The 22,674-nt window shown below is 69.9% G+C and carries 22 protein-coding genes and 3 pseudogenes; 16 read left to right on the plus strand and 9 right to left on the minus strand.

Annotation, left to right across the window (positions count from 1 at the left end):
* The first annotated feature begins 135 nt into the window (after positions 1–135).
* From ASG51_RS04205 to ASG51_RS04250, 10 genes are read left to right on the plus strand one after another with little or no spacing between them, the layout of a single operon-like run.
* On the plus strand, positions 136–1,167 hold the full coding sequence (locus ASG51_RS04205) for a MoxR family ATPase (protein ID WP_056379350.1): 1,032 nt from the start codon (positions 136–138) through the stop codon (positions 1,165–1,167).
* Complete coding sequence (locus ASG51_RS04210; RefSeq protein WP_056217650.1) at positions 1,164–2,018, plus strand: DUF58 domain-containing protein; 855 nt, start codon at positions 1,164–1,166, stop codon at positions 2,016–2,018. Before ASG51_RS04205 ends, ASG51_RS04210 begins: the two co-directional genes overlap by 4 nt.
* A gap of 8 nt (positions 2,019–2,026) precedes the next feature.
* Positions 2,027–2,953, plus strand: a complete 927-nt coding sequence (locus ASG51_RS04215) for a hypothetical protein (RefSeq protein ID WP_056217652.1) — start codon at positions 2,027–2,029, stop codon at positions 2,951–2,953.
* Positions 2,950–4,005: a vWA domain-containing protein gene (locus ASG51_RS04220; RefSeq protein ID WP_056379298.1), complete on the plus strand. Its 1,056-nt coding sequence runs from the start codon at positions 2,950–2,952 to the stop codon at positions 4,003–4,005. The genes ASG51_RS04215 and ASG51_RS04220 overlap by 4 nt, the downstream gene beginning before the upstream one ends.
* Complete coding sequence (locus ASG51_RS04225; protein ID WP_244476290.1) at positions 4,002–4,646, plus strand: MxaK protein; 645 nt, start codon at positions 4,002–4,004, stop codon at positions 4,644–4,646. The genes ASG51_RS04220 and ASG51_RS04225 overlap by 4 nt, the downstream gene beginning before the upstream one ends.
* Positions 4,643–5,632: a VWA domain-containing protein gene (locus tag ASG51_RS04230; RefSeq protein ID WP_056217657.1), complete on the plus strand. Its 990-nt coding sequence runs from the start codon at positions 4,643–4,645 to the stop codon at positions 5,630–5,632. The genes ASG51_RS04225 and ASG51_RS04230 overlap by 4 nt, the downstream gene beginning before the upstream one ends.
* Positions 5,633–5,635: 3 nt before the next feature.
* Positions 5,636–6,169 (plus strand): SRPBCC family protein, encoded by a 534-nt coding sequence (locus ASG51_RS04235; RefSeq protein WP_056379300.1) that lies wholly within the window; start codon positions 5,636–5,638, stop codon positions 6,167–6,169.
* Positions 6,166–7,140, plus strand: a complete 975-nt coding sequence (locus tag ASG51_RS04240; protein ID WP_056379302.1) for a cytochrome D1 domain-containing protein — start codon at positions 6,166–6,168, stop codon at positions 7,138–7,140. Before ASG51_RS04235 ends, ASG51_RS04240 begins: the two co-directional genes overlap by 4 nt.
* Positions 7,137–7,649 (plus strand): hypothetical protein, encoded by a 513-nt coding sequence (locus ASG51_RS04245; protein ID WP_056379304.1) that lies wholly within the window; start codon positions 7,137–7,139, stop codon positions 7,647–7,649. Before ASG51_RS04240 ends, ASG51_RS04245 begins: the two co-directional genes overlap by 4 nt.
* On the plus strand, positions 7,646–8,284 hold the full coding sequence (locus ASG51_RS04250; protein WP_056349124.1) for a response regulator transcription factor: 639 nt from the start codon (positions 7,646–7,648) through the stop codon (positions 8,282–8,284). Before ASG51_RS04245 ends, ASG51_RS04250 begins: the two co-directional genes overlap by 4 nt.
* Before the next feature lie 539 nt (positions 8,285–8,823).
* On the opposite strand, the gene ASG51_RS24885 is transcribed toward ASG51_RS04250, so the two are convergent.
* The 7 genes from ASG51_RS24885 to ASG51_RS04280 all read right to left on the minus strand — a co-directional run bounded on the left by ASG51_RS24885 (position 8,824) and on the right by ASG51_RS04280 (position 14,793).
* Positions 8,824–9,087: a hypothetical protein gene (locus ASG51_RS24885; RefSeq protein ID WP_056379306.1), complete on the minus strand. Its 264-nt coding sequence runs from the start codon at positions 9,085–9,087 to the stop codon at positions 8,824–8,826.
* A 12-nt stretch (positions 9,088–9,099) separates the two neighbouring features.
* Positions 9,100–9,396 carry an alpha/beta hydrolase fold domain-containing protein gene (locus ASG51_RS24890; protein WP_244480059.1) on the minus strand — a complete coding sequence of 99 codons (297 nt, stop codon included), beginning with the start codon at positions 9,394–9,396 and terminating at the stop codon, positions 9,100–9,102.
* Entirely contained in the window at positions 9,342–10,223 is an 882-nt protein-coding gene (locus tag ASG51_RS24895) for an ABC transporter substrate-binding protein (RefSeq protein WP_244480056.1), read from the minus strand. Before ASG51_RS24895 ends, ASG51_RS24890 begins: the two co-directional genes overlap by 55 nt.
* Positions 10,224–10,356: 133 nt before the next feature.
* Complete coding sequence (locus ASG51_RS04265) at positions 10,357–11,895, minus strand: amidohydrolase family protein (RefSeq protein ID WP_056379308.1); 1,539 nt, start codon at positions 11,893–11,895, stop codon at positions 10,357–10,359.
* Positions 11,896–11,944: 49 nt separating this feature from the next.
* Positions 11,945–12,760, minus strand: coding sequence for an ABC transporter ATP-binding protein (locus ASG51_RS04270; protein ID WP_056379310.1), 816 nt, complete (start codon positions 12,758–12,760; stop codon positions 11,945–11,947).
* Positions 12,757–13,686 carry an ABC transporter permease subunit gene (locus ASG51_RS04275; protein ID WP_056379312.1) on the minus strand — a complete coding sequence of 310 codons (930 nt, stop codon included), beginning with the start codon at positions 13,684–13,686 and terminating at the stop codon, positions 12,757–12,759. Before ASG51_RS04275 ends, ASG51_RS04270 begins: the two co-directional genes overlap by 4 nt.
* A gap of 51 nt (positions 13,687–13,737) precedes the next feature.
* Entirely contained in the window at positions 13,738–14,793 is a 1,056-nt protein-coding gene (locus ASG51_RS04280; protein ID WP_056379314.1) for an ABC transporter substrate-binding protein, read from the minus strand.
* A gap of 533 nt (positions 14,794–15,326) precedes the next feature.
* On the opposite strand from ASG51_RS04280, the gene solA reads away from it, so the two are divergent.
* From solA to ASG51_RS04305, 5 genes are all read left to right on the plus strand, one after another.
* Entirely contained in the window at positions 15,327–16,496 is a 1,170-nt protein-coding gene (gene solA, locus ASG51_RS04285; protein WP_056379315.1) for an N-methyl-L-tryptophan oxidase, read from the plus strand.
* Positions 16,497–16,627: 131 nt separating this feature from the next.
* A complete protein-coding gene (locus ASG51_RS04290) occupies positions 16,628–17,458 on the plus strand; it encodes a transporter substrate-binding domain-containing protein (RefSeq protein WP_056379318.1) in 831 nt (276 codons plus the stop codon).
* A 40-nt stretch (positions 17,459–17,498) separates the two neighbouring features.
* Positions 17,499–18,245 (plus strand): amino acid ABC transporter permease, encoded by a 747-nt coding sequence (locus tag ASG51_RS04295; RefSeq protein ID WP_056349154.1) that lies wholly within the window; start codon positions 17,499–17,501, stop codon positions 18,243–18,245.
* Positions 18,242–19,093, plus strand: a complete 852-nt coding sequence (locus tag ASG51_RS04300; protein WP_056379320.1) for an amino acid ABC transporter permease — start codon at positions 18,242–18,244, stop codon at positions 19,091–19,093. The genes ASG51_RS04295 and ASG51_RS04300 overlap by 4 nt, the downstream gene beginning before the upstream one ends.
* Positions 19,094–19,122: 29 nt before the next feature.
* Complete coding sequence (locus tag ASG51_RS04305) at positions 19,123–19,875, plus strand: amino acid ABC transporter ATP-binding protein (RefSeq protein ID WP_056379322.1); 753 nt, start codon at positions 19,123–19,125, stop codon at positions 19,873–19,875.
* A 464-nt stretch (positions 19,876–20,339) separates the two neighbouring features.
* Here ASG51_RS04305 and ASG51_RS04310 read toward each other — a convergent pair.
* Positions 20,340–21,385: pseudogene (locus tag ASG51_RS04310) on the minus strand (IS110 family transposase).
* A gap of 99 nt (positions 21,386–21,484) precedes the next feature.
* Positions 21,485–22,318: pseudogene (locus ASG51_RS04315) on the minus strand (IS5 family transposase).
* Between the two features lie 170 nt (positions 22,319–22,488).
* Between ASG51_RS04315 and ASG51_RS23855 the strand changes: the two are divergent.
* Positions 22,489–22,572 (plus strand): annotated as a pseudogene (locus ASG51_RS23855) (IS5/IS1182 family transposase); the annotation flags it as partial.
* Positions 22,573–22,674: the final 102 nt, after the last annotated feature.

Here is a 22,674-nt window from a genome sequence, read left to right on the forward strand (position 1 = left end):
GCCGCGCGGCGGGCGCGCCCCGATGGCGCCGCGACCCGGCGGGGCGACCTCCGGACGCTCCGTCCCGGGTCGCGGCCGTCGGTGGCGCCGGGCCTTCCGGTCCCCCGGGTCTCCGTTTCCTCAAGGCTGAGCATGATGAACCAGGTCCGCTCCGGCGATGCGATGCTCACCGACTGGCGCGCGGCGGCCACCCGCTTCGAGGCGACGGTGGGCGCGGCCGTGCTCGGACAGGCCCGGGCGATCCGGCTCCTCACCATCGCGCTCTTCGCCCGCGGCCACGTGCTGCTGGAGGGCGATGTCGGCGTCGGCAAGACGACCCTGCTGCGCGCCGTGGCGCGGGCGGTCGGCGGCGCCTACGCGCGCGTCGAGGGCACCGTCGACATGATGCCCACCGACCTCGTCTACCACACCTACCTCGCCGAGGACGGCCGCCCCCGGGTCGAGCCGGGGCCGGTGCTGCGGCAATCCGAGGACCTGTCGGTCTTCTTCTTCAACGAGATCAACCGGGCCCGGCCCCAGGTCCACGCCCTGCTCCTGCGCCTGATGGCCGAGCGCACGCTCACGGCCTTCGACCGCGAGTACCGGTTTCCCAACCTCCAGGTCTTCGCCGACCGCAACCGGGTCGAGCGGGAGGAGACCTTCGAACTGCCCGCCGCCGCCCGCGACCGCTTCCTCATGGAGATCGGGCTGGAGGCGCCCCAGGACGCCGCGAGCCGGCGCGCCCTGGTCTTCGATCCCCGCTTCCACGACACCGATGCGCTGATCGCCGGCCTCGACGGCGGCGTCCTCGACCACGCCGCCCTCCCGGGCATCGCCGCCGCGATCCAGCACGGCATCCAGGCGAGCCCGGCCATCGAGGCCTACGTGATCGGGCTCTGGGCCGCGCTGGTGCGGCCGGGGGAGGCCGGCATCCGCCTGCCCGGCCTCGACATGGAGGCCCTGGTCCAGGGCGGGGCCTCCCCCCGCGGCGTCGCCTTCCTGGTCCGCGCCGCCCGCGTCCGCGCCTGGCTGGAGGGCCGCGACTGGATGGTGCCGGAGGACGTCCGGGCGGTCTTCCCCGAGGTCATGGCCCACCGGGTCTTCCTGGAGCCGATCTACGAACTGCGCCGGGCCGCCATCATGCCCGACCTCTGCCGGGCCGTGTTCGAGACCGTGCCGGCGCCATGACGGAGACGGCGCAACCCGACATCGTCTACCGCCCGCGCGGGCGCCTGCCCGGGACCCGCCCCGGCGCCCATCGCGGCCGCGAGGCCGGCGGCCTCGGCACGTTCCGCGATCAGGTGCCGTTCCTGCGGATGCCCGATGCCCGGCGCATCGACGTCCGCGCCACCCTGCGCGACCCCTTCGAGGGCACCGTCGTGCGCCGCTTCGAGGCGCGGACCCCGATCGAGGTCTGGGCGCTCCTCGACCTCTCGGCCTCCATGCGCTTTGCCGGAGCGGCCGACCGCATGGCCCTGGCCTGCGCCTTCTGCACCGGCCTCGCCGCCTCGGCCACCCGGATCGGCGATCCCTTCGGCCTCATCGGCTGCGACGAGGACCTGCGGGACGACGTGTTCCTGGCGCCCAGCCGCGCGCCCACCCGGGCCGCCGAGGTGGCGCGGCGCCTCGCGGCCGCCGCCTGTTCCGGCCGGGGCGCCGGAGGCATGGCGGCGGCGGCCCGCCGCCTCGCCGGGCGCCCGAAGATCGTGTTCCTGCTCTCCGACTTCCGCTGGCCGGAGGCGCAGATCGCCGAGGTCTTCGCGGCCCTGAGCCGGCACGACCTCGTCCCGGTGCTCCTCGGCGACGCCGCCGAGGCGGAGGGCCTGCCGGACTGGGGGCTGCTCGAACTCGACGATCTCGAAGGCGCCGGGCGCCGGCTGGTCTTCATGCGCCCCGCCCTGCGCCGGCGCTGGATCGCCCGCGAGGCCGCCCGGATCGAGACCCTCCGGCGCCTCGCGACGGCTCATGGCCGCCCGCCCTTCCGCCTCGCCGGCCGCTTCGATCCCGACGCGGTCAGCCGCCACCTCCTCGGCGCCTGAGGCGGCTCATGCGCATCCGCTTCCTCGCCCCCCTCCTCGCCGGCCTCCTCCTGTCGGGCCCGGCCGGGGCCCAGGTCCGCTCCGTCGAGATCCGCACGCCGCGCCCCTTCGGGTACTTCCTCGGGGACCTCGTCCGGGCCGAGGTCGACCTCGTGGTCGAGCCGGGCTTCCGGCTCCAGGCCGCGTCGCTGCCGCAGCCGGGGGCGCTCACCTACTGGCTCGACCTGCGCGACCTCGACGCGACCGCGTCGGTATACGGCGACGCCCGGCGCGTGCGCCTCGCCCTCACCTACCAGACCTTCTACGCCGCCCTCGATGCCCGGGCCCTGGAGATTCCGGGCTTCACCGTCACCTTCGTGAGCGAGAGCGATCACGGCGCCACCACCGTGAAGGCCGAGGTGCCGGCCTGGTCGTTCAACGTCTCGCCGCTGCGCGAAGTCCAGCCGCCCGCCCGGGACGACCCCCGCGACTACATGCGACCCGACGGGCAGGTCGGCCCCGGCGATCCGCGGCCCCTGCTCCTCGGTGCCGCCGGCTCGGCCAGCCTCGCCCTCCTGGCGCTGGCGGGCCTCGCCCGGGACCGGAGCTGGTGGCCGTTCCGGGCCCGGCGCGGCCGTCCCTTCGGCCGCGCGGCCCGTCGGATCCGCGCCCTGGCGCGCCGACCGGACCCGATGCTCCACCACCGCGACGCGCTGCTGGCGCTCCACGACGCCCTCGACACGGTGGCCGGCCGCCGGCTGTTCGCCGACGATCGCGGTGATTTCCTGAAGACCCACCCGGCCTACGCGACCGAGGGGCCGGACCTCGCCCGGTTCTTCGAGGCGTCCCGCCGGACCTTCTTCGGGCCCGGCCCGGAGGACGGCCTCGCCGTGCTCGACCTCCCCGCCCTCGCCGCCCTCGCGCGGCGCCTCGCCCACGCGGAGCGCGCCGCATGATCGATGCGCTCGCCCGCCTCTCCGCCGACCATCCGGCCCTGCTCTGGCTCCTGCCCCTCGCCCTGCTGCCGCTCCTGGCCTCGGCCCAGCGCAGGGTTCCCGTGGCCGCCATCGCGGCGGCCCCGGCCGACGGCCCGTCGCGGGCGATCGGCGCCCTCCTGCGCACCGCCGGGATCGTCGCCGTCGCGGGCCTGATCCTGGCCCTGGCCGGCCCCTATAGTCGGGGCGAGACCCTGACGCGCACCGGGATCGGCGCCCAGGTCTCGATCCTGATCGACCGCTCCGGCAGCATGAACGAGACCTTCGCCGGGCGGCAGCCCTCCGGCCTCGAGGAATCGAAGGCCGCCGCCTCCCGGCGGCTGCTCGCCGCCTTCGTGGGGAGTCGGGCGCACGATCAGTTCGCCGTCACGGCCTTCTCGACGGCCCCCATGCTGGTGGTCCCCATGACCGACCGGCATGCGGCGGTCCGGGCCGCCATCGCGGCGATCGACCGGCCCGGCCTCGACTACACCAACATCGCGCGGGGCCTCGCCATGGGTCTGGCCCAGTTCGGGCCCGCGAGCCCCACCACGTCCCGAGCGCTCCTCCTCGTCTCGGACGGAGCGGCCGTGATCGATCCGCGCGTGCAGGACACGCTGCGCGCCGCGTTCACCCGCCTGCGGCCGAACCTGTACTGGCTCTTCCTGCGCACGAAGGGCTCTCCCTCCATCGCCGACCGGCCGGCGGGCGAGGACACCCCGCAGGCGGCGCCCGAGCGCCACCTCGACCTGTTCTTCCGGAGCTTGCGGACACCCTACCGCGCCTTCGAGGCCGAGGGAGCGGAGGCGGTGGCCGAGGCGATCGCCCAGATCGAGCGGCTGGAGCGCGATCCGATCCCCTACACCGAGCAGCGCCCGCGCCGGGACCACGCCGGGCTCGCCTATGCCGCCAGCCTTGTCGGGCTCGTGATCCTCGTCGCGGCCAAGCTCGGAGAGGCGGATCTGTCCCGGAGCGGCCTCTCGGCCGCCCGGTCCCGGGCCACCGCGTCCGACCCCGCGAGGCGCGCCGCATGACGACGACCGTGATCCGGCCCGGGCGTACGGCGCCCCGTTCGGCCACCGACCGAGCCCGGTCGCGTGGCACGGGCCTGCGCGTGGGATGGCGGCGGGCCCGGCCGCGCCTCCTCATCCTGTTGCCGATCCTGCTCCTCGGCGCCGCCCTGGGCTGTGCCTCCGGCGCCTGGCGGATCGCCCGCGACACTGCCACGATCCAGGCTCTCGCCGCGGGCCGGGACGTCGCGGTTCCGGTCGATGCCGCTCCGTCCCTCCTGCTCGCCCGCGTCCAGCACCTCGCCCGGCGCGGCGCCGTGGAGGCGATCGAGCCGCTGATCGCGGCACTCGAAGCGCAGGGCGCGCGCGACCGGGCCGCCCGCGCCCGCTTCGCCCTGGCCAACGCCCATCTGCGACAGGCCTTCGACCACCTGGAGCGCGGCGACCTCGACCCGGCCGGACCCCGCATCACCCTGGCGCGCCAGGAGTACCGGCGCGCGCTCCAGGGCCGTCCGGACTACTGGGATGCCAAGTTCAACCTCGACGTGGCGTCACGCCTGTTGCGCGACTTTCCCGACTTCGATCGCAAATCCGGCGATGCCCTCGCGGCGGAGCCGAAGACGATCTGGACCGACATTCCCGGCCAGCCGCGGGGCGAGCCGTGACGCCCCGCGGCCTGATCCTGCGGAACCTGACGGACGGACGCCTGCGCCTCCTCGCCGGGGCCCTCGGGCTGGTGGCGCTGGCCCTCGTGATGCGCCCGTTCCCGCTCACCCGCCACGGCGTCGCCATCCTGGCGATCGTCGACATCACCGGCAGCATGAACGTCCGCGACTACGTCGGCGCCGACGGGATGCCGGCGAGTCGTCTCGACACCGCGAAGGCGGCTTTGCGCGACCTCGTCGCCGGCCTGCCCTGCGGATCGCGGGTCGCTTTGGGCCTCTTCACGGAGCGACGGCCCTTCCTCCTGTTCACCCCCATCGAGACCTGCGCGGGCTTCGCGCCCATCGACGGGGCGCTGGCGGCCCTCGACTGGCGCATGGCCTGGGAAGGCGACAGCCGGATCTCCGCCGGGCTGTTCCGCAGCCTCGCCATGGCGGAGGAACTGGGCACCGACCTCGTGTTCATCACCGACGGGCAGGAGGCCCCGCCCCTGCCGAGCCGTGGCGGACCGTCTTTCGAGGGCAGGCCCGGTGCCGTGCGGGGCCTCATCGTGGGGGCCGGGGCACCTGGCCTGTCGCCGATTCCGCGCTACGACGACCGGGGACGCGAGACCGGCTTCTACGCCGCGGGCGACGTCCAGCAGGAGAACCGCTTCGGACCGCCCCCGGCCGATGCCGAGCACCGCGAGGGCTATAACCCGCGCAACGCGCCCTTCGGCGCGGCCGCCGCCCGTGGCACCGAGCACCTGTCCTCGGTGCGCGAAGCCTACCTACGCACCCTCGCCGGCGAGACCGGCCTCACCTACGCCCCTCTCGAAGGATCGGCCAGGCTCGGCGCGGCGCTCGAGGGCGCCGCGACGCCACGCCCGGTCCCGGGCCGCTTCGACCCGCGCCCCATACTCGGCGCGTCTGCGCTGCTGCTCCTGCTCGCGACCTTCCTCGCACCCCTGCTCCGCGCCCGCGGAATCCCGACTTGGAAAAAGGCCTGATCGATGCGTCTCGGTGTTCCCGCCCTCGTCCTGATCCTCCTCTCCGGGGCAGCCCTCGCCCACGGCCCGACGCCGCAGAAGGTCGACCAGAGCATCGTCATCGCGGCCAAGCCCGATGCCGTCTGGAAGGTGGTCGGCGAGTTCGCCGGTATCGGGACCTGGCACCCGGATGTCGCCAGAAGCGAGGGCAGCGGCGGCAACGCATCCGGGGGCCAGCGGAAGGTCACGCTCAAGGCGGGCGGTACCCTGAACGAGGGACTCGACGAGATGAACGCCGCCGGGCGGAGCTATTCGTACCGCCTGACCGACCCCGACCTGAAGGCGCTTCCGGTCTCGTCCTACTCGGCGACCCTCACGGTCTCCCCCGAGGGCGATGGCGCCAGGGTCGAGTGGTTCGGTCGATTCTATCGGGGGGATACCGGCAACGAGCCGCCGGACGACCTCAACGACGAGGCCGGCCGCACCGCCATGAATCGCTACTTCGCGGAGGGTCTCAAAGGCCTGAAGGCGAAGGTCGAGGGGAAAGCCGCGCCATGACGGGCGGCCCGGTGACCGGACGCTTCGTCCTGGCCGCGCTGCTCGTCGGACTCGGACCGGCCCTCGGACCCGGCCCCGGTGCGGCCGCCGCGCGGACCGTGTACGTGGCGAGCCAGGGGGCCGGGACCCTGGTCGCCCTGGCGGCCGATGCGACGGAGGCCGGCGCGCCCCTCCCGGTCGGACGCAGCCCCGCCCAGGTCGTGGCTGGTCCCGAAGGGCGGCTCTATCTCACCCATCCCGATACGGGGACCATCACGGTCGTCGGTGGCGCCGACGGATCAATCCGGCAGACCTATTCGGTACCCGGTCAGCCGTTCGGGATCGCGACCTCTCCCGACGGTGCGCACCTCTATGTCGGGGACTGGGCGGGCCACCGAGTGATGCGCCTATCCGCCAGGACCGGCGCCCTCGAGGGGGCGGTGGCCGTCGGCCGCGAACCGGCCGGCCTCGTCCTCGACCGGAACGGAACGCTCTACGTGGCCGACCGGGAAAGCCGACAGGTCAGCGTCGTCGACGCCCGGACCATGACGCGGAAAGCCACGATCGCGGTGGGGACGGGGCCCTTCGCCCTGGCGCTGAACCCGGCCCGGGACCGTCTCTACGTTGCCAACGTGCGCAGCGGCGACGTGAGCGTCATCGACACGGTCGCGCGCCGGGTCGTCGCAACCTTCACGGTGGGTGGCATGCCCTACGGGGTCGCCGTGAGTCCGGATGGCGGCCGGATCTACGTCACCGACCAGCGCGGCGGCAATCTCGTCGTTCTCGATGCGGAGGACGGCGCGCTGCGCGCGACCGTGCCGGTCGGCCGCTATCCGGAGGGCGTCGCGATCACCGGGCAACAGGCCTACGTCGCCAACTGGTTCTCGGATTCCGTCTCCGTCGTCGACCTCCGGAGCCTTCGCGAGACGGTCCGTATCGCCGTGCCCGACGGCCCCCGCAGCCTCACGGTCGTGCCCGAGGACGAGCGATGAGGTTCCGCACCGCGCCGACGCTCGCTCTCCTTCTGGTTCTGGGGGCCTGCGATGGCGGCGAGCCCGCTCAGGACACGGCCGTCGTGGCCACGAAGTCCGATGCCGAGGTCCCGACATGGCTCTCGCCGACGGACGGGATGGAGCCGGCGGTTTGGCTTGCGCGGCGCGAACCCGGCCAGCCCGTGGCGCGCGCCGCCGCGCGCAGCGATCACCTGCGCCACAGCCTCTCTCGGGCGAAAGAGGTCTTCATCGAAGATCCGCGCATGATCGCCAATCGAACGGTACAGCTCGGACAGATGCTGGCCGAGGCCGGCGAGCCCGAGAGCTACACCGATCTCCTCGAGGGCCTCGAAGGCGCGGCCTCCCCGACCCATCGCAAGCAGCTCTACGGCGAGCTGTGCCAGCATTACTACAACAGCCGACAGCAGGGGTTGGACCGCGCGCAGGCCCTTGCCCGCCTCACCGAACGCTATGCCGCGCAGCCTGCCGCGCCGGATGTCGCCCCATGACATCCGGCGCGACGAGCATCCTCATCGCGGACGACCACCCGGTGATCCTGAGGGGGTTCCGGACCCTCATGGAGGATGCGGGGATGACGGCGATCCACGAGGCGACGACCATCGTGGAGGCCTATCGGGCCTTCTACCGGCAACGCCCGGGCATGGTCGTTGCCGATCTCACGTTCGGCGATCAGGGCTTGAGCGGACTGTCCTTGATCCAGCGCATCCGGACCCTGGAGCGCAAGACCCGGATCCTCGCCTTCAGCATGCACGACGATCCGACGATCATCGCGCGTGCTCTGGCGAACGGAGCGACCGGCTATGTGCTCAAGGATGCGCCGGCCACGGCGTTCCTCGCGGCTTTCGACCAGGTCCGCCACGGAAAAAGCTACCTCGATCACGACATCGCCCTGCGTGTGGCCATGCTCAACGCAACCAGCGAACGGTCGTCGACCGTGAATTTCTCGGAGCGGGAACGACAGGTCCTCTCGCTGATCAAGGACGGAAACTCCTATCAAGCCATCGCTGAAAAGTTGTCGATGAAGTACAAGACCGTTGTAAACGTCATCTCGACGATTCGTCGAAAATCGGGAACCCATAGTCTTGCCGAGCTGATCAATTTCTCGATGTCGATCGATATTTGAGTCTCATCGGACAACAATCGTCGTTCAGGCCGACGAACGGTCGACGGGCCGGCGGAGCTCGCAGTCGCGCAGGCCCGGCCCCGATCCGCTGACCTCCGGGGCGCCGGCCTCCCCGAGGCCGAGGACACGGGCAACGAGGCGTCCGTCGCCGGTGCCCTGCCCTGGGGGGCGCCTCGGGGTTCGAGTGATGCAGGGCGCGGCGCGATCAGGGCGTGAGGCCCGGACAGGGGCGGTCGCTCGCGACGCGTCCACCGGTCAGTTGGTGTCGGCTGCAGGGCCGTCGATGCGGATGGTCGCGCGCGCCGGGTCCGGTCCGCCGGACTGCCGGCAGCTCTGCGCGATCGGGAAAACGGTGCCCTCGTGCGGGACGATGCGGGCCCGGCACTCCCCGGCCTTGGAACTCCCGAGGCCCCGTGGCGCAGCGGAAGTGCGTCGGCGCGGGCCTGGCCGGCGACCAGAACCGAAGCGCATGCGGTCATCGTTCGTGGAAGCGAGCGACGCATCGTCCTTCTCCGACCGGGGCGGCCCATGCCCGTTCGTCAGGCCGGGACGCCGACCATGGAGAGCCAAGCCGCGTACCGGACGGGCCGGTGCGCGCTCGGGGTCCCCGGCCTCCCCATGCCGAAGCCGTGGCCGCCGCGCGCGAGCGTATGGGGCTCCGCTCGGATGCCGGCCAGTGCGCACGCCTCGGCCAAGATGCGGGTGTTGGCGATGTCCGAGATCGGGTCGTCCTGCGCCTGCGCCAGGAAGACCGGCGGGCCGTGGGATCGCACATGGGTCTCGACCGACCAGACCGCGCTCATCTCCCGGTCCGGCTATCGGCCGACCATCTGAAGGCGCGTGGAGGTCTGGTCGTGGGGCGGACCGAGGGTGATGATCGGGTAGATCAGCGCCACCGCGACCGGATGGGCCGGCAGATCATCGGTCGCGTCGACCGAGCGATAGAAGGCGAACGCCCAGCGCGTCGCGGCCAGGCCGAGAAGATGGCCGCCGGCCGAGAATCCGAGGACGCCGATCCGGCTCGGATCGATGCCGTACGCGACCGCCCGCTTCCGGATCAGGCGCAGGGCGCGCTGTGCATCCTGAAGCGGTGCCGGGGGCCGTCGCGCCAGCCCTCGCGGGGGAGGCGGTAGCTCAAGACGAAGGCGGTGTCCTTGGCGCCGATGTTGTAGAACCACGGCCAGACATGCGGGTAAGAGCCCGTCGTGACGGTGAAGCCCGCTGCCTTCAGCGAGGGAATCCCGTCGGCGGCCGGAACCTCAATCCAGTCGACCTGTCCCGAGCGCAGGGCGGCGAACCGGGTATTCGCCTCCGGGATCGGCATCAGCCGGATCCGGTCGACCTTCGCCTTGCGAGCGGCGTCCCAGTAGCCGTCGAACCGCGCTAGATCGATGGCCTCGCGGGGACTGACCCGCGTGATTCGGAACGGTCCCGTCCCGGCGGCCGGCAGCATCGCGGTCCCGGCCCAGGTGCGGCCGCCCTTCTCGAACGAGGACGGCGCGGTGAACAGCAGGTCGACCATCATGTGGGGGAAGTACGAGGCCGCGACGGTCGTCGTGACCGCAACCGTGCGATCATCGACCTTGCGATAGCCGGCGATGATCGGCACCCGCGTCCTCGTGATGCCGGCGGCGGCCACCTCGTATTGCGGGCTGTCGGCCTTGAAGTAGCGGTCGAGATTCCACAGCACCGCATCGGCGTTGAAAGGCGTGCCGTCGTGGAATGCGACGCCGTCGCGCAGATGGAAGAGCCACGTCCGCTTGTCCTCGGGCATTTGCTCCCAGCGCTCGGCCAATCCGGGCTTGAGGGTCGCGGGCCGGTCGCTGCGCGTGAGGTCCCACTGCACCAGCGGCTCGAAGACCGGATAGCCGAGAAAACGCAGGCCTTCGAACCCGTTGTTCGGCATCCCGGTGGTGGTGGGAATGTCGGTTGCCGTCATGGCGATACGCAATGAGCTCTCGGCCTGCACGACCGATGTGCAAGCCCCGATCCCCACGGCGATGAGCGCCGCCCGCTTTCGACTCGTCATCGTATCGGACCTCGTGTTTCCGTGGAGGATCGTGGGTTGATCGTCAGGTGCGCGAGGACGGCGCGTAGAAGGGCTGGCGCGGGGTGTCAGGCAGATAGCCGTCGTAGAAGGCCTTGACGTAGGGCGTGACGGCGAGCCCGAGCTCCCGCCGGGCGACCTCCTCGGGGGTCCGTGGCCGGCCGAGGGTTTCGGCGATCTCAGCGAGCACGGCATCCCGGTCGACCTGGGTGAAGCGGCCATCGGCGTAGACGATTTGCCCGTCGACGAAGACCGCATCGACGGCCCCCGTCTTGGCGCGCTGCATCAGCGCGTCGAGGATCGGGATGTCGGTGTCCTGGTAGGGATAGGTCGCCTTGTCGTAGTCGATCAGCACCGCGTCGAAGAATCGGCCCGGATCGAGGCGGCCGATGCTCTGGCCGAAGGCGGTGGTCTTGGCGCCGTGCTCGGTCGCCATCCGCAGGACCTGCGGGCAGGTGGGCACGTCGTCGTCCATGCCGGGGGTGCGGTGAGCCCGCAGGACGAGGCGCAGCTCCTGGAGCATATCCCGATCCTCGTTGAGGCCCGCCTCGTCGAGGCCCATCCCGACGGTCAAGCCCTTGGCCTCGTAGAGGTTGAGGGGCGCCACGCCGGAGCGCAGGCGGAAGTTCGACGAGCAGTTGTGGCAGATGCAGGTGCCGGTCTCGGCAGCGATGTCGGCATCCTCCGCCGTCAACCAGACGCCGTGCCCGAGGGTCAGGTGCGGCCCGAGCACGCCGAGGTCGTGCAGGTGGCGCACGGCGGTCTTGCCGGTCCGGCGCCGGGCATATTCCTTCTGATAGGCGGTCTCGAGAAGGTGCATGTGCATGGGCACGCCGTGCTTGCGCGCGGTGGCATCGAGGGTCTGCAGCGCCTCGTCGCTGCACCAATGCAGGTTGGCCGGGGCCAGCTGGATCCGGGTGAGCCGCTCGCCCTCGTTCTCCGCCTTCAGGGTCTCGAACAGAGTCATGAAATCCGCGAACGGCATCGACTGCGCCTTGAGATGCGCCATCAGCTGCCCGGCGACGGGCTGGGGCAGGCGTTCGCAGAAGGCTTCGTCGGCCTCGTAGACGAGGCGGTTCTGCTCGCGCACGGCGTAGCAGTAGGAGGCGCGCATCCCGATCTTGCGATAGGCGCCGAGCACCTGCGAGGCCGCGCCGTGGACCTGCTCGTAGCCGCCCGCCATCCAGCCGTGGATGTGCTGCACGGTGGTGACGCCGGAGGCGAGCATCTCGAAGGCGGAATAAAGGGTGTCGAGTTCGTGGTCGACGCGCTTGGCGGCGATGCGCGTGGCGAACCAGAGTTCCAGGGCGTGGTCGGGCGAGCCGAGTTGCAGGGGGGTGAGCCCGACATGATGATGGCTGTTGACGAAGCCCGGCAGCATCACGTGGCGCGGGTAGCGATGCACGGTCGCGTCCGGTGCCTTGGCGCGCAAGGCCGCCGGATCGCCCACCTCGACGATGATGCCGTCCCGCACCAGCACGGCGGCGTTGTCGTGGATGATCGGGGTATGCCGGTCCTGCACGCCCGTGATGATGGTGCGGGCCTCGACGATGATCTCGGTCATGCTGATCCTTGAGACGGTTGAGAACGATGACGGCGGACGAGGGCGGCGCTCAGCGCGCCTCCTGCTCCGCGAAGGCCCGGTCGACCTCGTCGGCGAGGAGTTCGCCGAAGCGGTCGCGCAGGTCGTGGAACCGTGGGTCGCGGGGATTGCGCGGGCGGGGTAGATCCACCGGCACGATGGTCTTCACCCGGCCGGGACGGGCGGTGAACACGACGACCCGATCGGCCAGCGCCACCGCCTCGTCGATCGAATGCGTGACGAGGACGATGGAGGCGCCGCTGTCGCGCCAGATCTGGAGCAGGAAATTCTGCATCTTGGCACGGGTCTGGACGTCGAGGGCCGCGAAGGGCTCGTCCATCATGAGGACCTTCGGGCGCATGGCGAGCGCCCGGGCGCAGGCGGCGCGCTGGCGCATGCCCCCGGAGAGCTCGTCCGGCTTCTTGTCCATCATGTCGGTGAGGCCAACCCGCCGCAGCATCTCGGCGGCAATCTCCCGGCGCTTCAGCTTCTGGACCGCGCCGATGGAGAGGCCGAAGGCGACGTTGTCGAGGATCGTCAGCCAGGGGAACAGCGAGGCATCCTGGAAGATGAGGCCGCGCTCGGCCGACGGCCCCGCGATCGGCAGGCCGTCCGCCTCCATCGTGCCGGCGCTCGCCGGCTCAAGCCCGGCGATCATGTAGAGCAGCGTCGACTTCCCGCAGCCGGAGGGGCCGAGGAAGACCACGAACTCGCCGGGGGCGATGTCGAGGTCGATGTCGCGCAGGGCCTGGACGGGGCTGCGGCCGGCGGGCGACCAGGTCTTGCCGACACCCGACAGGTGCACGGCGGGGCGGCGGAGCGAAGGGCTTGGGACCGGAGCGTTCATCGACCGCCTCCCTGGGGGGCGATCCACCACAGCATCCGGGCCTGGACTTGGCGCAAAGCCCAGTCGAAGCCGAAGCCGAGCAGGCCGATGATCGCCATGGTGAAGAAACTGAGGCGGGCGTTGAAGGTCGAGCGGGCGAGCGAGACGATCTGCCCGAGGCCGCTGCCGACGCCCACCGCCTCCGCGATCAGCACCACCATCCAGGCAGCGAACAGGTTGAGGCGCAGGGTCATGAACAGCCCCGGCAGGATCGCCGGCAGCACCACGCGGAAGAAGGTCTGGCGGGTATCCGCCCCCATGATGCGGGCGACGTTGAGGTAGGTGACCGGCACCGCTGCGATCTGGGTGCTCGTCGTCAGCGCGATGGCGAAGAACAGGGTGATGAAGACGAGAAAGATCGCCGGCACGTCACCGATTCCGAAGACGAAGATCGCCACCGGCAGCCAAGCCACCGGCGAGATCGGCGCCAGCAGGAGCACGGTGGGCAGGACGAGGTTGCGGAACAGCCGGACATAGTGGAGCAGCGCGCCCACCAGGACGCCGCCGACGAAGCCGAGGACGAGCCCGACCGTGACCCGCATGGTCGTCCACCCGATGGTGGCGAGGAGCGGCATCACGCCTCCGCCCTCGCTGCGGCTGCCGATCCGGTTGGACCGGTCGAAATACTTCAGGGTCGCGGGCAGGTCGGCAAGGAACAGGTGCGGGGGCGGCAGGAGCAGCGGGTTCAGGAACCCGAGGGCCCAGAGAGCCTCCCACAGGCCGGCGAACAGGCCGAGCGAGGCGAGGCTCCAGCCGAGGGTCGCCAGCCCCGCGTGCAGGCGCGGGTATCGCGGGGGAGCGAAGGGCCGCCCCTGTCCCGGGGTCGCCTGCGCGGATTGTACAGAAACCGGCGCCACTGCGCCGAGTGGAACGTCCGTCGCGGCCATGAGGCTGCCTTTCGGAAGATCGGGAATCGGGTCCGGGAGACGCGGGGTCCGTCAGGCCGATTTCAGCTTCAGCCCATCAGAGAGCGGCCGATTCTCGGCGATGACCTGCTCCATCAGGCTCCAGTCGAAGGCATCGGGTCCGGGCGCCTTCTTGATGTAGCCCATCTCCTTCATCGACTGCCCGCGGGCGATGATGAAGTCGGTCTGGTTGCGCTGATCCGTGCAGACGGGTTGCTTGGCGGAGGCATCGACCGCGGCTTCCATGGTGGTCTTGTAGTAGTTGCCGACGGTGTCCTTCAGCGCCGCAGTGCGATCGGATTCGATCTGAGACTGCGCGGTGAACAGAGCCTTGATCACCGCCCGTACGGTGGCGGGGCTCTTCTCGATCAGCGGTGTCCGGGCTGCCAGGACGCAATCGGAATAGCCGGCGCCGTAGATGTCGGTTCCGTCCGAGAGGAGCGTGGCGCCCTTGCGCGACTGCAGGCACTGCGTGGCGTAGGGCTCGATATGGCAGATCGCATCGACCGCGCCGGCGATGAAGGCCTGGGCCAGCTCCGGTGAGGTATCGAGGTAGCGTACGTCGAGGTCTTGGAAGGTCAGTCCGGCCTTCTTGAGATAGTCGAACGGCAAGACCTCGAGGGTGTCCGCCTGGAAGGTGCCGAGGGTCTTGCCCTTCAGGTCGGCCGCGGACCGGATGCCTTCCCGGGCCACGATCATGCAGCCCTGGACACCCCCGCCTGCGACGATCTTTACCGGGGCACCGGCGTCGTACAGGGTCATGAAGTTCGAGTAGGGGATCATCGACATGTCGACGAGCCCGGCACCGAACATAGTCGTGATCTCGGCGTTCGAGGGCGTCACCACGAAATCCAGGCTGACCCCGTCGCCCTCCGTCAGTTTGCGCTCATGGGCGAGGAACATGCCGAGGTTGCAGAAGCCGGACCCGTGGGTCGCCTTGACGGTGGTCATCGCGCCCGCCGCGGCGGCCGGTGCGACCAGGGCCGCGAGATGGGCCGGCAGCGCGATGGCAGCGCCGGCCGATCCCGCTGCGCGCAGAAGGCCACGCCGGGAGAAGCGTTGAAAGAACAGACCGTCACGTTCGCACATGATGCTCTCCGATCCCGCAGAGGGCGATGACACCGCGACCGTTCGGTCTGCCAGACGCAGGGCTGCATCGAGGAGGGCGTGATGCAGTCGGACCGGGCAGCACCGTCCAGGACGGGCATCGTCGGATGGGCACGCCAACCCATGAGAGCCGATGGCTCTGCGCTGCGCGCCAACTCATGCAAGGCACGCGCCAAGCCGCCTGCGCAGGCCGTTCACCGTCCTATCCGCTCGCCCCATGGAAGATCAATCACGAGAAAACCAATCCAGCTGGGTCTAAGATGCGCGTATCATGCGAGCATTCGCGTTTTTAATCTGGCCAATATTGGAAGAGACCGACATCTTGCGCGTCGATTTCGGTTGCCGGCGACCGCCGGCTCCGCGATCGCAGCGCGGTCCGGCGACGGAGCGAGCCGGCGTCGGCGCCGTCCCATCGGCACGCCGGGCATGGCATCCCGCCAGGCGCATTGCCTCGCCATCGATTTTCCGCAAGCGAACGGCATTCTCCTCGAGGGCGGACCGGAGCGCATCCACCGATGGAAGACCGTTTTGAGATTGCCGTCGTCGGCCTCGGCGCCATGGGCAGCGCGGCCCTCTACCAGTTGGGCTTGCGCGGGGCGAAGGCGCTCGGCCTCGATCGCTTCGCCCCGCCGCATACCTCGGGGTCGAGCCACGGCGAGAGCCGCATCACCCGGCAGGCCGTCGGAGAGGGCCGCGACTACGTCCCCTTCGTCCTGGCCTCGCACCGGATCTGGCGGAGCCTGGAAGCGGAGACCGGCGAAACGCTGCTGACGGCCTGCGGCGCTCTCGTGATGGGGCCAGGCAGCGGTGTTTCCTCGCATCACGGGAAGCCGGATTTCGTCGGGCGCTCCATCGATGCCGCGCGGGCTTTCGCGATCCCGCACGAAATTCTCGACGGGTGCGAGGTGGCGCGCCGCTTCCCCCAGTTCCGCAATCTCGGCGGCGACGAGAAGGCCTATTACGAGCCGGGCGGCGGCTACGTCCGGCCCGAGCGCTGCATCGCCGCGCAGCTCCACCGAGCCGGCGCGCTCGGGGCCGAGATCCGCACCGGGACGACGGTGCGATCGATCCTCCAGCAGCCGGGCGGGGTCCGAATCGAGACCGATCGGGGCGTCGTCCATGCCGATCAGGTGGTGGTCTCCGCCGGGGCCTGGACCGCGCCCCTGCTCGGCGCGCCCTTCACGGACCTGCTCACCGTCAACCGCCAGCTGCTGCACTGGTATGCCCTCGACGACGCCTCGGCCTACGGGTCCGATGCGCCGGTCTTCATCTGGATGCACGGTTCCGGCGACACGGACTACCTCTACGGCTTCCCGCCCCTGCCGGGAGAGATCGCGGTGAAGGTCGCCACCGAGCAGTACGAGACATCGACGCAGGCCGAGGCCCTCGACCGCGTTGTGAGCCCCGCGGAATCCGCCGCGATGCACCGACACCACGTGGCGGGCCGGCTCGCCGGCGCGTCGGCGCGGGTGACCCGGGCCGCCGCCTGCCTCTACACCGTGACGCCCGACCGGGGCTTCATCATCGATCGCCACCCGCGGATGGATAGGGTCCTCGTCGTGTCGGCCTGCTCCGGGCACGGCTTCAAGCACTCGGCCGGCATCGGCGAGGCCGTGGCCGAGGAGATGCTGCAGGGCGGCGGGCGCATCGATCTCGCACCTTATTCGCTCGCGCGGTTCGGCTGATCCCCACAGCGATGGCCTGTCGATTGCTTGACCCGATCGGACCCGAGAGGGCAGTCTCCCCGAAGAGCGCGCGTCGAGCCCCGGTCTCGTCTCCGGTCGAGCCGGATGTGCTCAGCAGAAGGTATCCTTCCATGCGCAAGCCGACTTCGGCGTTTCTCGACTCTGGTCTGCTCGCGGCGGCCATCGTGCTGTCCGCTTCCCTGGCGACGGCGGCGGATGGGATCGAGGCGATCAAGCAGCGCGGGACCCTCATCGTCGGCGTGAAGGCGGATTACCGGCCCTTCGGCTTCCGCGATCCGAGCGGGGCGATCATCGGGCTCGAACCGGACCTGGCTGCCGACGTCGCCAAGCGCCTCGGCGTGAAGCTCGAGCTCGTGCCGGTGGTCTCCTCCAACCGGATCGAGTTCCTGCAGCAGGGCAAGGTCGACCTCCTCATCGCCACGCTCTCTGACAAGCCGGAGCGTCGCCGCGTGGTGCAGGCCATCGACCCGCAATACTATTCCGACTTCGTCAACGTGATGCTGCCCAAGAAAGCCGGTATCACCGACTGGGCGCAGCTGAAGGGCAAGCCCCTCTGCGCCACCTCGGGCGCCTGGTACAACAAGGACGTGGCCCGGACCTACGGTGCGGAGATCGTCGCCTTCGACGGCTCCGAGAAGCCGCTCTTCGCGCTCAAGCAGGGCAATTGTCTCGGCTACGTCTACGACCAGAGCATGCTGCAGGGTAAGCTCCTCGACGCCGACTGGAAGGCGGATTACGGGCTGCCGCTAAAGGGCATCCTCGACGCCCCCTGGATGATGGCGGTGGCGCTCGGCAACGGCGCGCTGCAGGCTCTCCTGGAGACGACGACCAAGGACTGGATGAAGTCCGGCTTCATCGTCGAGGAGGAGAAGAAGTGGGGCATCGAGCCGACGGAGTACTCGAAGGCGATGCACGAGAAGTACAAGAACGCGACCAACTGAACCGCGCCGGGCCGAACGACTGGCCGTTTCGAGGAGCACGATGGACGCCGTTCCGAACTGGTTCCGGGGCCTCTACGAGACCACGGGCTACAACTTCACGGTCTTCTACGACCCCTATGATTGGGACCGCTACGTCAACGGCCTGAAGACCACCCTGCTGCTCGCGGTGACGACGATCCTGGCGAGCCTCGTCATCGGCGCCGTGGGAGCGCTTCTGCAGGGCGGCCCATCCCGGCTCCTGCGCGGCCTCGTCAACGGCTTCGTCGTCGTGTTCCGCAATACGCCGCCGCTGGTGCAGATCTTCTTCTTCTACTTCGGGCTCGGCACCCTGCTGCCGGCCACCCAGACCGCCGACGGCCTGCGCGTGCCGCTCCTCGACAACGTGCAGTGGGCCATCGTCTCGCTGGCCCTGTTCGCTGGGGCCTTCAACGTCGAGATCTTCCGCTCGGGCATCGAGGCGGTACCGCGCACCACCGTCGAGGCGGCCGAGTCCCTCGGCTACACCCGGCTCAAGGCATATCTCTACGTCGTGCTGCCGCTCGCCCTCCGGGTCTGCCTGCCGGCCCTGAACAACAACCTGATCAACCTCCTGAAGACCACCACCCTGGCCTACGCCATCGCGGTGCCGGAGACGCTCTACGCGGTGAAGCAGATCTGGTCGGAATCGCAGAACGTGCTGGAGATGATGGTCGTCCTGCTGGCGACCTACGCCGTCCTCGTCGGCGTCCTGGTCTGGCTCATGCACCGCTGGGAGCGGGCCCTGCGGATTCCGGGCTACAGCCGATGAGGCCACTGCCGTCGACTGGGAGCGACCTGCCGGTCCTGCTGCCGTTCCGGGTCTTGCGCACCCAGGCCCGGTTCACCCTCCGCCCGGTGCAGGCTTGGCTCCTCGGCGCGTGGCTCGCCGGCCTCGTCCTCGTGATGCCGGCCTTTGCGCAGGGGCCCGACGCGGTGCTGTCGCCGCTTCAGGTGATCCTGCGCTGGGCACCGCTGCTGCTCACGGGCTTTGCCTTCAACGTTGCCATCTCCCTCGTGGCCATGCTCCTCGGGACGGGGGCGGGCGTCGCTCTGGGCCTCGCCCTGGTCAGCGAGGGGCCGATTCTGCGCTGCGTCGCCTGGGGCCTGACGCAGGTCTTCCGCAACGTGCCCTGGCTGGTGCTGCTGTTCTTCGTCATGTTCCTGGTGCCGTTCCAGGTCACGGTGTTCGGCCTGCGCGTGCCGCTGCCCGACTGGGTCAAGGCGACGGTCGGATTCGCGCTGCCGGTGATGGCCAACGTCGCCGAGATCGTGCGCGGCGCCGTGCGCTCCGTGCCGGCCACCCAGTGGGAGGCGGCCGAATCCCTGGCGTTCACCCGGCCCCAGACGCTGTTCCGCATCATCCTGCCCCAGTGCCTGAAGCGGATGCTGCCCCCCTGGATGAACGTCTACGCCCTGATCGCGATGGCCACCGTGCAGGCCTCGATCGTGGGCGTCACCGAGATGCTGACGCTGACGGCGCAGGTGCACGCGGCGGAAGGGGGCCGGCCCGAGTTGTTCGCGCCGCTCTACGGCTTCGCCCTGCTGTGCTTCTTCCTCTACTGCTACCCGATCGACCGGCTGACCGCGCGCCTAGAGCGGCGGTTCGAGACGGCGTGAGGCCTCCCCTGTCCGATGGTGCGTCCCCGATGTCGCGTGTCCCGCCCGCCGATCGCCCGATCGTGCAGTTGCTCGACGTGCACAAGGCCTTCGGCGAGGCCGAGGTCCTCAAGGGCATCAGCTTCGACGTGCGCCGGGGCGAGGTCGTCTGCATCATCGGGCCGTCGGGCTCGGGCAAGTCGACGCTGATCCGCTGCATCAACGCCCTCGTACCGGTCACCTCCGGCACCATCCGGGTCGACGGGATCGAGGTGGTCGATCCGAAGCTCGACAAGCTGGCCCTGCGCCGCAAGGTCGGCATGGTGTTCCAGCAGTACAACCTGTTTCCGCACAAGACGGCGCTGCAGAACGTCATGATGGCGCCCATCCACGTGCTCGGCCAGGACAAGCGGGAGGTCGAGGCCCGGGCACGCGCGCTCCTCGCCAAGGTGCGGCTCGCGGGCAAGGAGGCTGCCTATCCCGGCGAGATGTCGGGCGGGCAGCAGCAGCGGGTCGCCATCGCCCGCTCGCTGGCGATGCGGCCGGACGTGATGCTGTTCGACGAGGTCACCGCCGCGCTCGATCCCGAGACGGTCAAGGAGGTGCTGGTCACCATCCGAGACCTCGCGGAGGAGGGCATGACCTGCCTCCTCGTCACCCACGAGATGAACTTCGCCCGCGAGGTCGCCGACCACGTCTACTTCACCGATCGCGGCATCATCGTCGAGCACGGTCCCCCCGAGACCCTGTTCTCTTCCGCCGTTGACCCGCGCACCCGACGATTTCTGTCCCAGGTTCTCTGAGGACCCCTCCGGGCGCATCCAGGCAAGCTCGGAGCATCGCCTCCTTGCCCCCTCGGAAAGCGACCGGTTGCTTGCGACCGAGACTGTCGACGACAACGGGGTCGAGCGGGGTCGCGCTCAGCGCCCCTGATTCCTCCTTGGCGCTCCAGCTCGCGGATCTGAGAGCCTTCTCTGATTGGGGTTCGTGAGGCAAGCGATCTCCCCATCAATGTTTTCTGGTCCCGGTGTGTCGCTCCCGCGGGTCACGCGCTTCTCTTCGCGGTCGGCGCGAGGCCGCCGCATGATGGGGTCAGGAGAGCGAGGCGTCTCAATCTGTTTCACGACCTGGACTGCTGGCGCAGGCCGGTTCGAGACTCTCGACGAGATCGCCTCGCCCATCGTCCCCACGGGAACGATCCGGGTCACCCTTGCGGGTGAAGTCTGGCCTGCCGTCGTTCTGTTCGACCGGGCAGGCGTGTCTCACGTCAAGCGGCGGCCGCGATCGCCGGTGCCGGCGCCTTGCCAAAGCGGAACTCGGTCTCGTCGCTCCACATCCGGTGCAGAACGACGGCGAGCTTGCGTGCGACGGCCACGCGAGCCCGCGCCATGCCACGATGCTTGGCAACCTGCATCCCCCAGGCGCGTAGGCTCGACCCTTTGCGCGAGCGCGTCAGCAGAGAATGCGCGGCCTCGTAGCGCGCGGTGCGGGCCAGCTCGTCGCCGCAGCGGCTGACCTTGCCCTGGATGTCGGTCTCGCCCGATTGGTAACGAGACGGCGTCAGGCCGAGATGAGCGCCGACGTCCCGAGAGTGCCGGAACCGCTCCGGCCGGTCGATGGTGGCTCGGAAAGCGAGTGCAGTGATCGGGCCGACGCCCGGCACGCTCATCAGCCGGCGGCAGACCACCTCGTTCCGCACGATGACGAGAACCTGGCGGGTCAGCCGGTCGAGCTGCTCCAGCATCGTGGCTAGGATCGCCAGCAGGGGCGTGACGAGCGGCAGGATCAGGGGATCGTCGCCGGCCAACTCTCGCACGCGCCCGGCAAAGGCGGCGCGGGCCGGGGTGCCGAGCTTGATCCCGCCCTCGCGCAGGATCGCCCGCACCACGTTCTCGATGGCGCGCATCTCGTTGAGCACGGTGCGCCGCGCCACCAGCAGCGAACACCAGAGCCGGGACTGACGCGCCTTGACGTGAACCTGCCGGAACCAGCCTGTCCGCATGATCTCGGCGAGCGCACGGGCATCGTTGCGGTCGGTCTTGTTGGGCATCGTCTTCATGGCCGCGTTGGCAGACCGTGTCTCGATGCAGATCGCCGGTAGACCCGCAGCGCGCAGTTCGTCGTGCAGCCAGGCCGTCAGCGAACACGCTTCCAGGCCGACACGCTCCGGGGCAGGCCGAGCCCCGTCAGGGCAGCGATGAGATCGGAAGGCTCGCTTGCTGCCCGCAGCTCCTTGATGATCCGACCCGTCTCATCGACCACACAGATCGCGGTCTCTTCCAGGGAGACGTCGAGTCCGGCAAAGTAGGTCATGGCTGCTCCTTTCCTGATGCTGTGGCGATCCGACGTCGAACACGATCTCACATCTCGATAGGAGCAGCCCCCCTTCAGGGATCCGCGGCAGGACCTCAATCACCCCATCTGTCCGGTGAGTCCTGAAGCGCGCCCCAGCCGTCGAACGAGGATCATGAGGGCAGCGGCGTAGAGGAAGGCTTGAGCGGAAGCGAGGGGCGCTTCTGGGTCCTTCCAGAGGCGGCGGTTGCGGCTGATCCACCCGAAGAAGCGCTCGACCACCCACCGGCGCGGATGCACGGCGAAGCCGACCTGATCCAGAGGCTTGCGCACGATCCGGACGGTGACGATCAAGGCGGCCGCGGGTTTGTCGCCGGCATAGCCTGCGTCGGCGAAGGCCTTGGCGATGAACGGAAAAGTCCTACGCGACAGACGCAAACTGGCCCGATTCCATCCCGGTCCTGGACGTTGGCCGGCTGCGGATCGAGGACGAGGGCGCGTCTGTCCGTATCGACGAGCGCCTGACGCTTGCCGCCCTTGACCTTCTTGCCAGCGTCGTAGCCGCGCGGCCCGCCGCTCTCGGTGGTCTTGACGCTCTGACTCTCGAGCACCGCGGCCGTCGGTTGAGCATTCCGTCCAAGCACGCTCGCGGTCGGCCATGACGAGGTCGTGGTTGATGCGAGCAAACAACCCCGCGTCGCGCCAGCGGCTGAAGGAACCGAACGTGGTCGAACGCGGCGGCAGGTCCTTCGGAAGCATCCGCCACGCGATGCCACCGCGCAGGACGTCGAAGATAGTGTTCAGGACCTCTCGCGTCGCCCAGACTGGTGGGCGGCCACATGGCGCCGGCTCCGGCATCAGGGGGGCGATCACCGCCCACTCGGCATCCGTCAGATCGGTTTCATAGCGCAGGCCCGTACGGCTATGCCGCCGCCGGGTGGTCGAGATCCACAGGGCAGATCCAGGTCAGGTTTCAGCACCTTCTTGGAATCATCGCCATCCCGGCCACTCAATCCTGCCTCCGCACCTTCTCGGACAGGCCCTAGGGTGTGAACCGAACCAAGGCGTTGCGAGAGCGATGGTTTTGTGATTCAGGGCCGCCGTTTTCCAGCCCGGAGGCGGCGATGGCGGACCTGTTCTGGCTTTCGGACGAGCAATGGGCGGTCATGGAACCGTTTATGCCCAAGAACCAGCCTGGGCCAGAGCGGAACTGTCCGACGTCAGCACCTGTGGGACAGATTGAGGGTCTTCACGAACGGAGGATGGCTGGTTCATCGTAGCCCCTGAGGAGCGAAGATGAAGCAGACATC

The sequence above is a fragment of the Methylobacterium sp. Leaf465 genome (genome assembly GCF_001424705.1).
Lineage (GTDB): Bacteria > Pseudomonadota > Alphaproteobacteria > Rhizobiales > Beijerinckiaceae > Methylobacterium.

Excerpts from the sequence above, each read along its gene's own strand:
- ASG51_RS04205 (WP_056379350.1), top strand. The coding sequence starts at position 136 with ATGAACCAGGTCCGCTCCGGCGATGCGATGCTCACCGACTGGCGCGCG.
- ASG51_RS04210 (WP_056217650.1), top strand. The coding sequence starts at position 1,164 with ATGACGGAGACGGCGCAACCCGACATCGTCTACCGCCCGCGCGGGCGC.
- ASG51_RS04215 (WP_056217652.1), top strand. The coding sequence starts at position 2,027 with ATGCGCATCCGCTTCCTCGCCCCCCTCCTCGCCGGCCTCCTCCTGTCG.
- ASG51_RS04220 (WP_056379298.1), top strand. The coding sequence starts at position 2,950 with ATGATCGATGCGCTCGCCCGCCTCTCCGCCGACCATCCGGCCCTGCTC.
- ASG51_RS04225 (WP_244476290.1), top strand. The coding sequence starts at position 4,002 with ATGACGACGACCGTGATCCGGCCCGGGCGTACGGCGCCCCGTTCGGCC.
- ASG51_RS04235 (WP_056379300.1), top strand. The coding sequence starts at position 5,636 with ATGCGTCTCGGTGTTCCCGCCCTCGTCCTGATCCTCCTCTCCGGGGCA.
- ASG51_RS04240 (WP_056379302.1), top strand. The coding sequence starts at position 6,166 with ATGACGGGCGGCCCGGTGACCGGACGCTTCGTCCTGGCCGCGCTGCTC.
- ASG51_RS04245 (WP_056379304.1), top strand. The coding sequence starts at position 7,137 with ATGAGGTTCCGCACCGCGCCGACGCTCGCTCTCCTTCTGGTTCTGGGG.
- ASG51_RS04250 (WP_056349124.1), top strand. The coding sequence starts at position 7,646 with ATGACATCCGGCGCGACGAGCATCCTCATCGCGGACGACCACCCGGTG.
- ASG51_RS24885 (WP_056379306.1), bottom strand. The coding sequence starts at position 9,087 with ATGAGCGCGGTCTGGTCGGTCGAGACCCATGTGCGATCCCACGGCCCG.
- ASG51_RS24895 (WP_244480056.1), bottom strand. The coding sequence starts at position 10,223 with ATGACGGCAACCGACATTCCCACCACCACCGGGATGCCGAACAACGGG.
- ASG51_RS04265 (WP_056379308.1), bottom strand. The coding sequence starts at position 11,895 with ATGACCGAGATCATCGTCGAGGCCCGCACCATCATCACGGGCGTGCAG.
- ASG51_RS04270 (WP_056379310.1), bottom strand. The coding sequence starts at position 12,760 with ATGAACGCTCCGGTCCCAAGCCCTTCGCTCCGCCGCCCCGCCGTGCAC.
- ASG51_RS04275 (WP_056379312.1), bottom strand. The coding sequence starts at position 13,686 with ATGGCCGCGACGGACGTTCCACTCGGCGCAGTGGCGCCGGTTTCTGTA.
- ASG51_RS04280 (WP_056379314.1), bottom strand. The coding sequence starts at position 14,793 with ATGTGCGAACGTGACGGTCTGTTCTTTCAACGCTTCTCCCGGCGTGGC.
- solA (WP_056379315.1), top strand. The coding sequence starts at position 15,327 with ATGGAAGACCGTTTTGAGATTGCCGTCGTCGGCCTCGGCGCCATGGGC.
- ASG51_RS04290 (WP_056379318.1), top strand. The coding sequence starts at position 16,628 with ATGCGCAAGCCGACTTCGGCGTTTCTCGACTCTGGTCTGCTCGCGGCG.
- ASG51_RS04295 (WP_056349154.1), top strand. The coding sequence starts at position 17,499 with ATGGACGCCGTTCCGAACTGGTTCCGGGGCCTCTACGAGACCACGGGC.
- ASG51_RS04300 (WP_056379320.1), top strand. The coding sequence starts at position 18,242 with ATGAGGCCACTGCCGTCGACTGGGAGCGACCTGCCGGTCCTGCTGCCG.
- ASG51_RS04305 (WP_056379322.1), top strand. The coding sequence starts at position 19,123 with ATGTCGCGTGTCCCGCCCGCCGATCGCCCGATCGTGCAGTTGCTCGAC.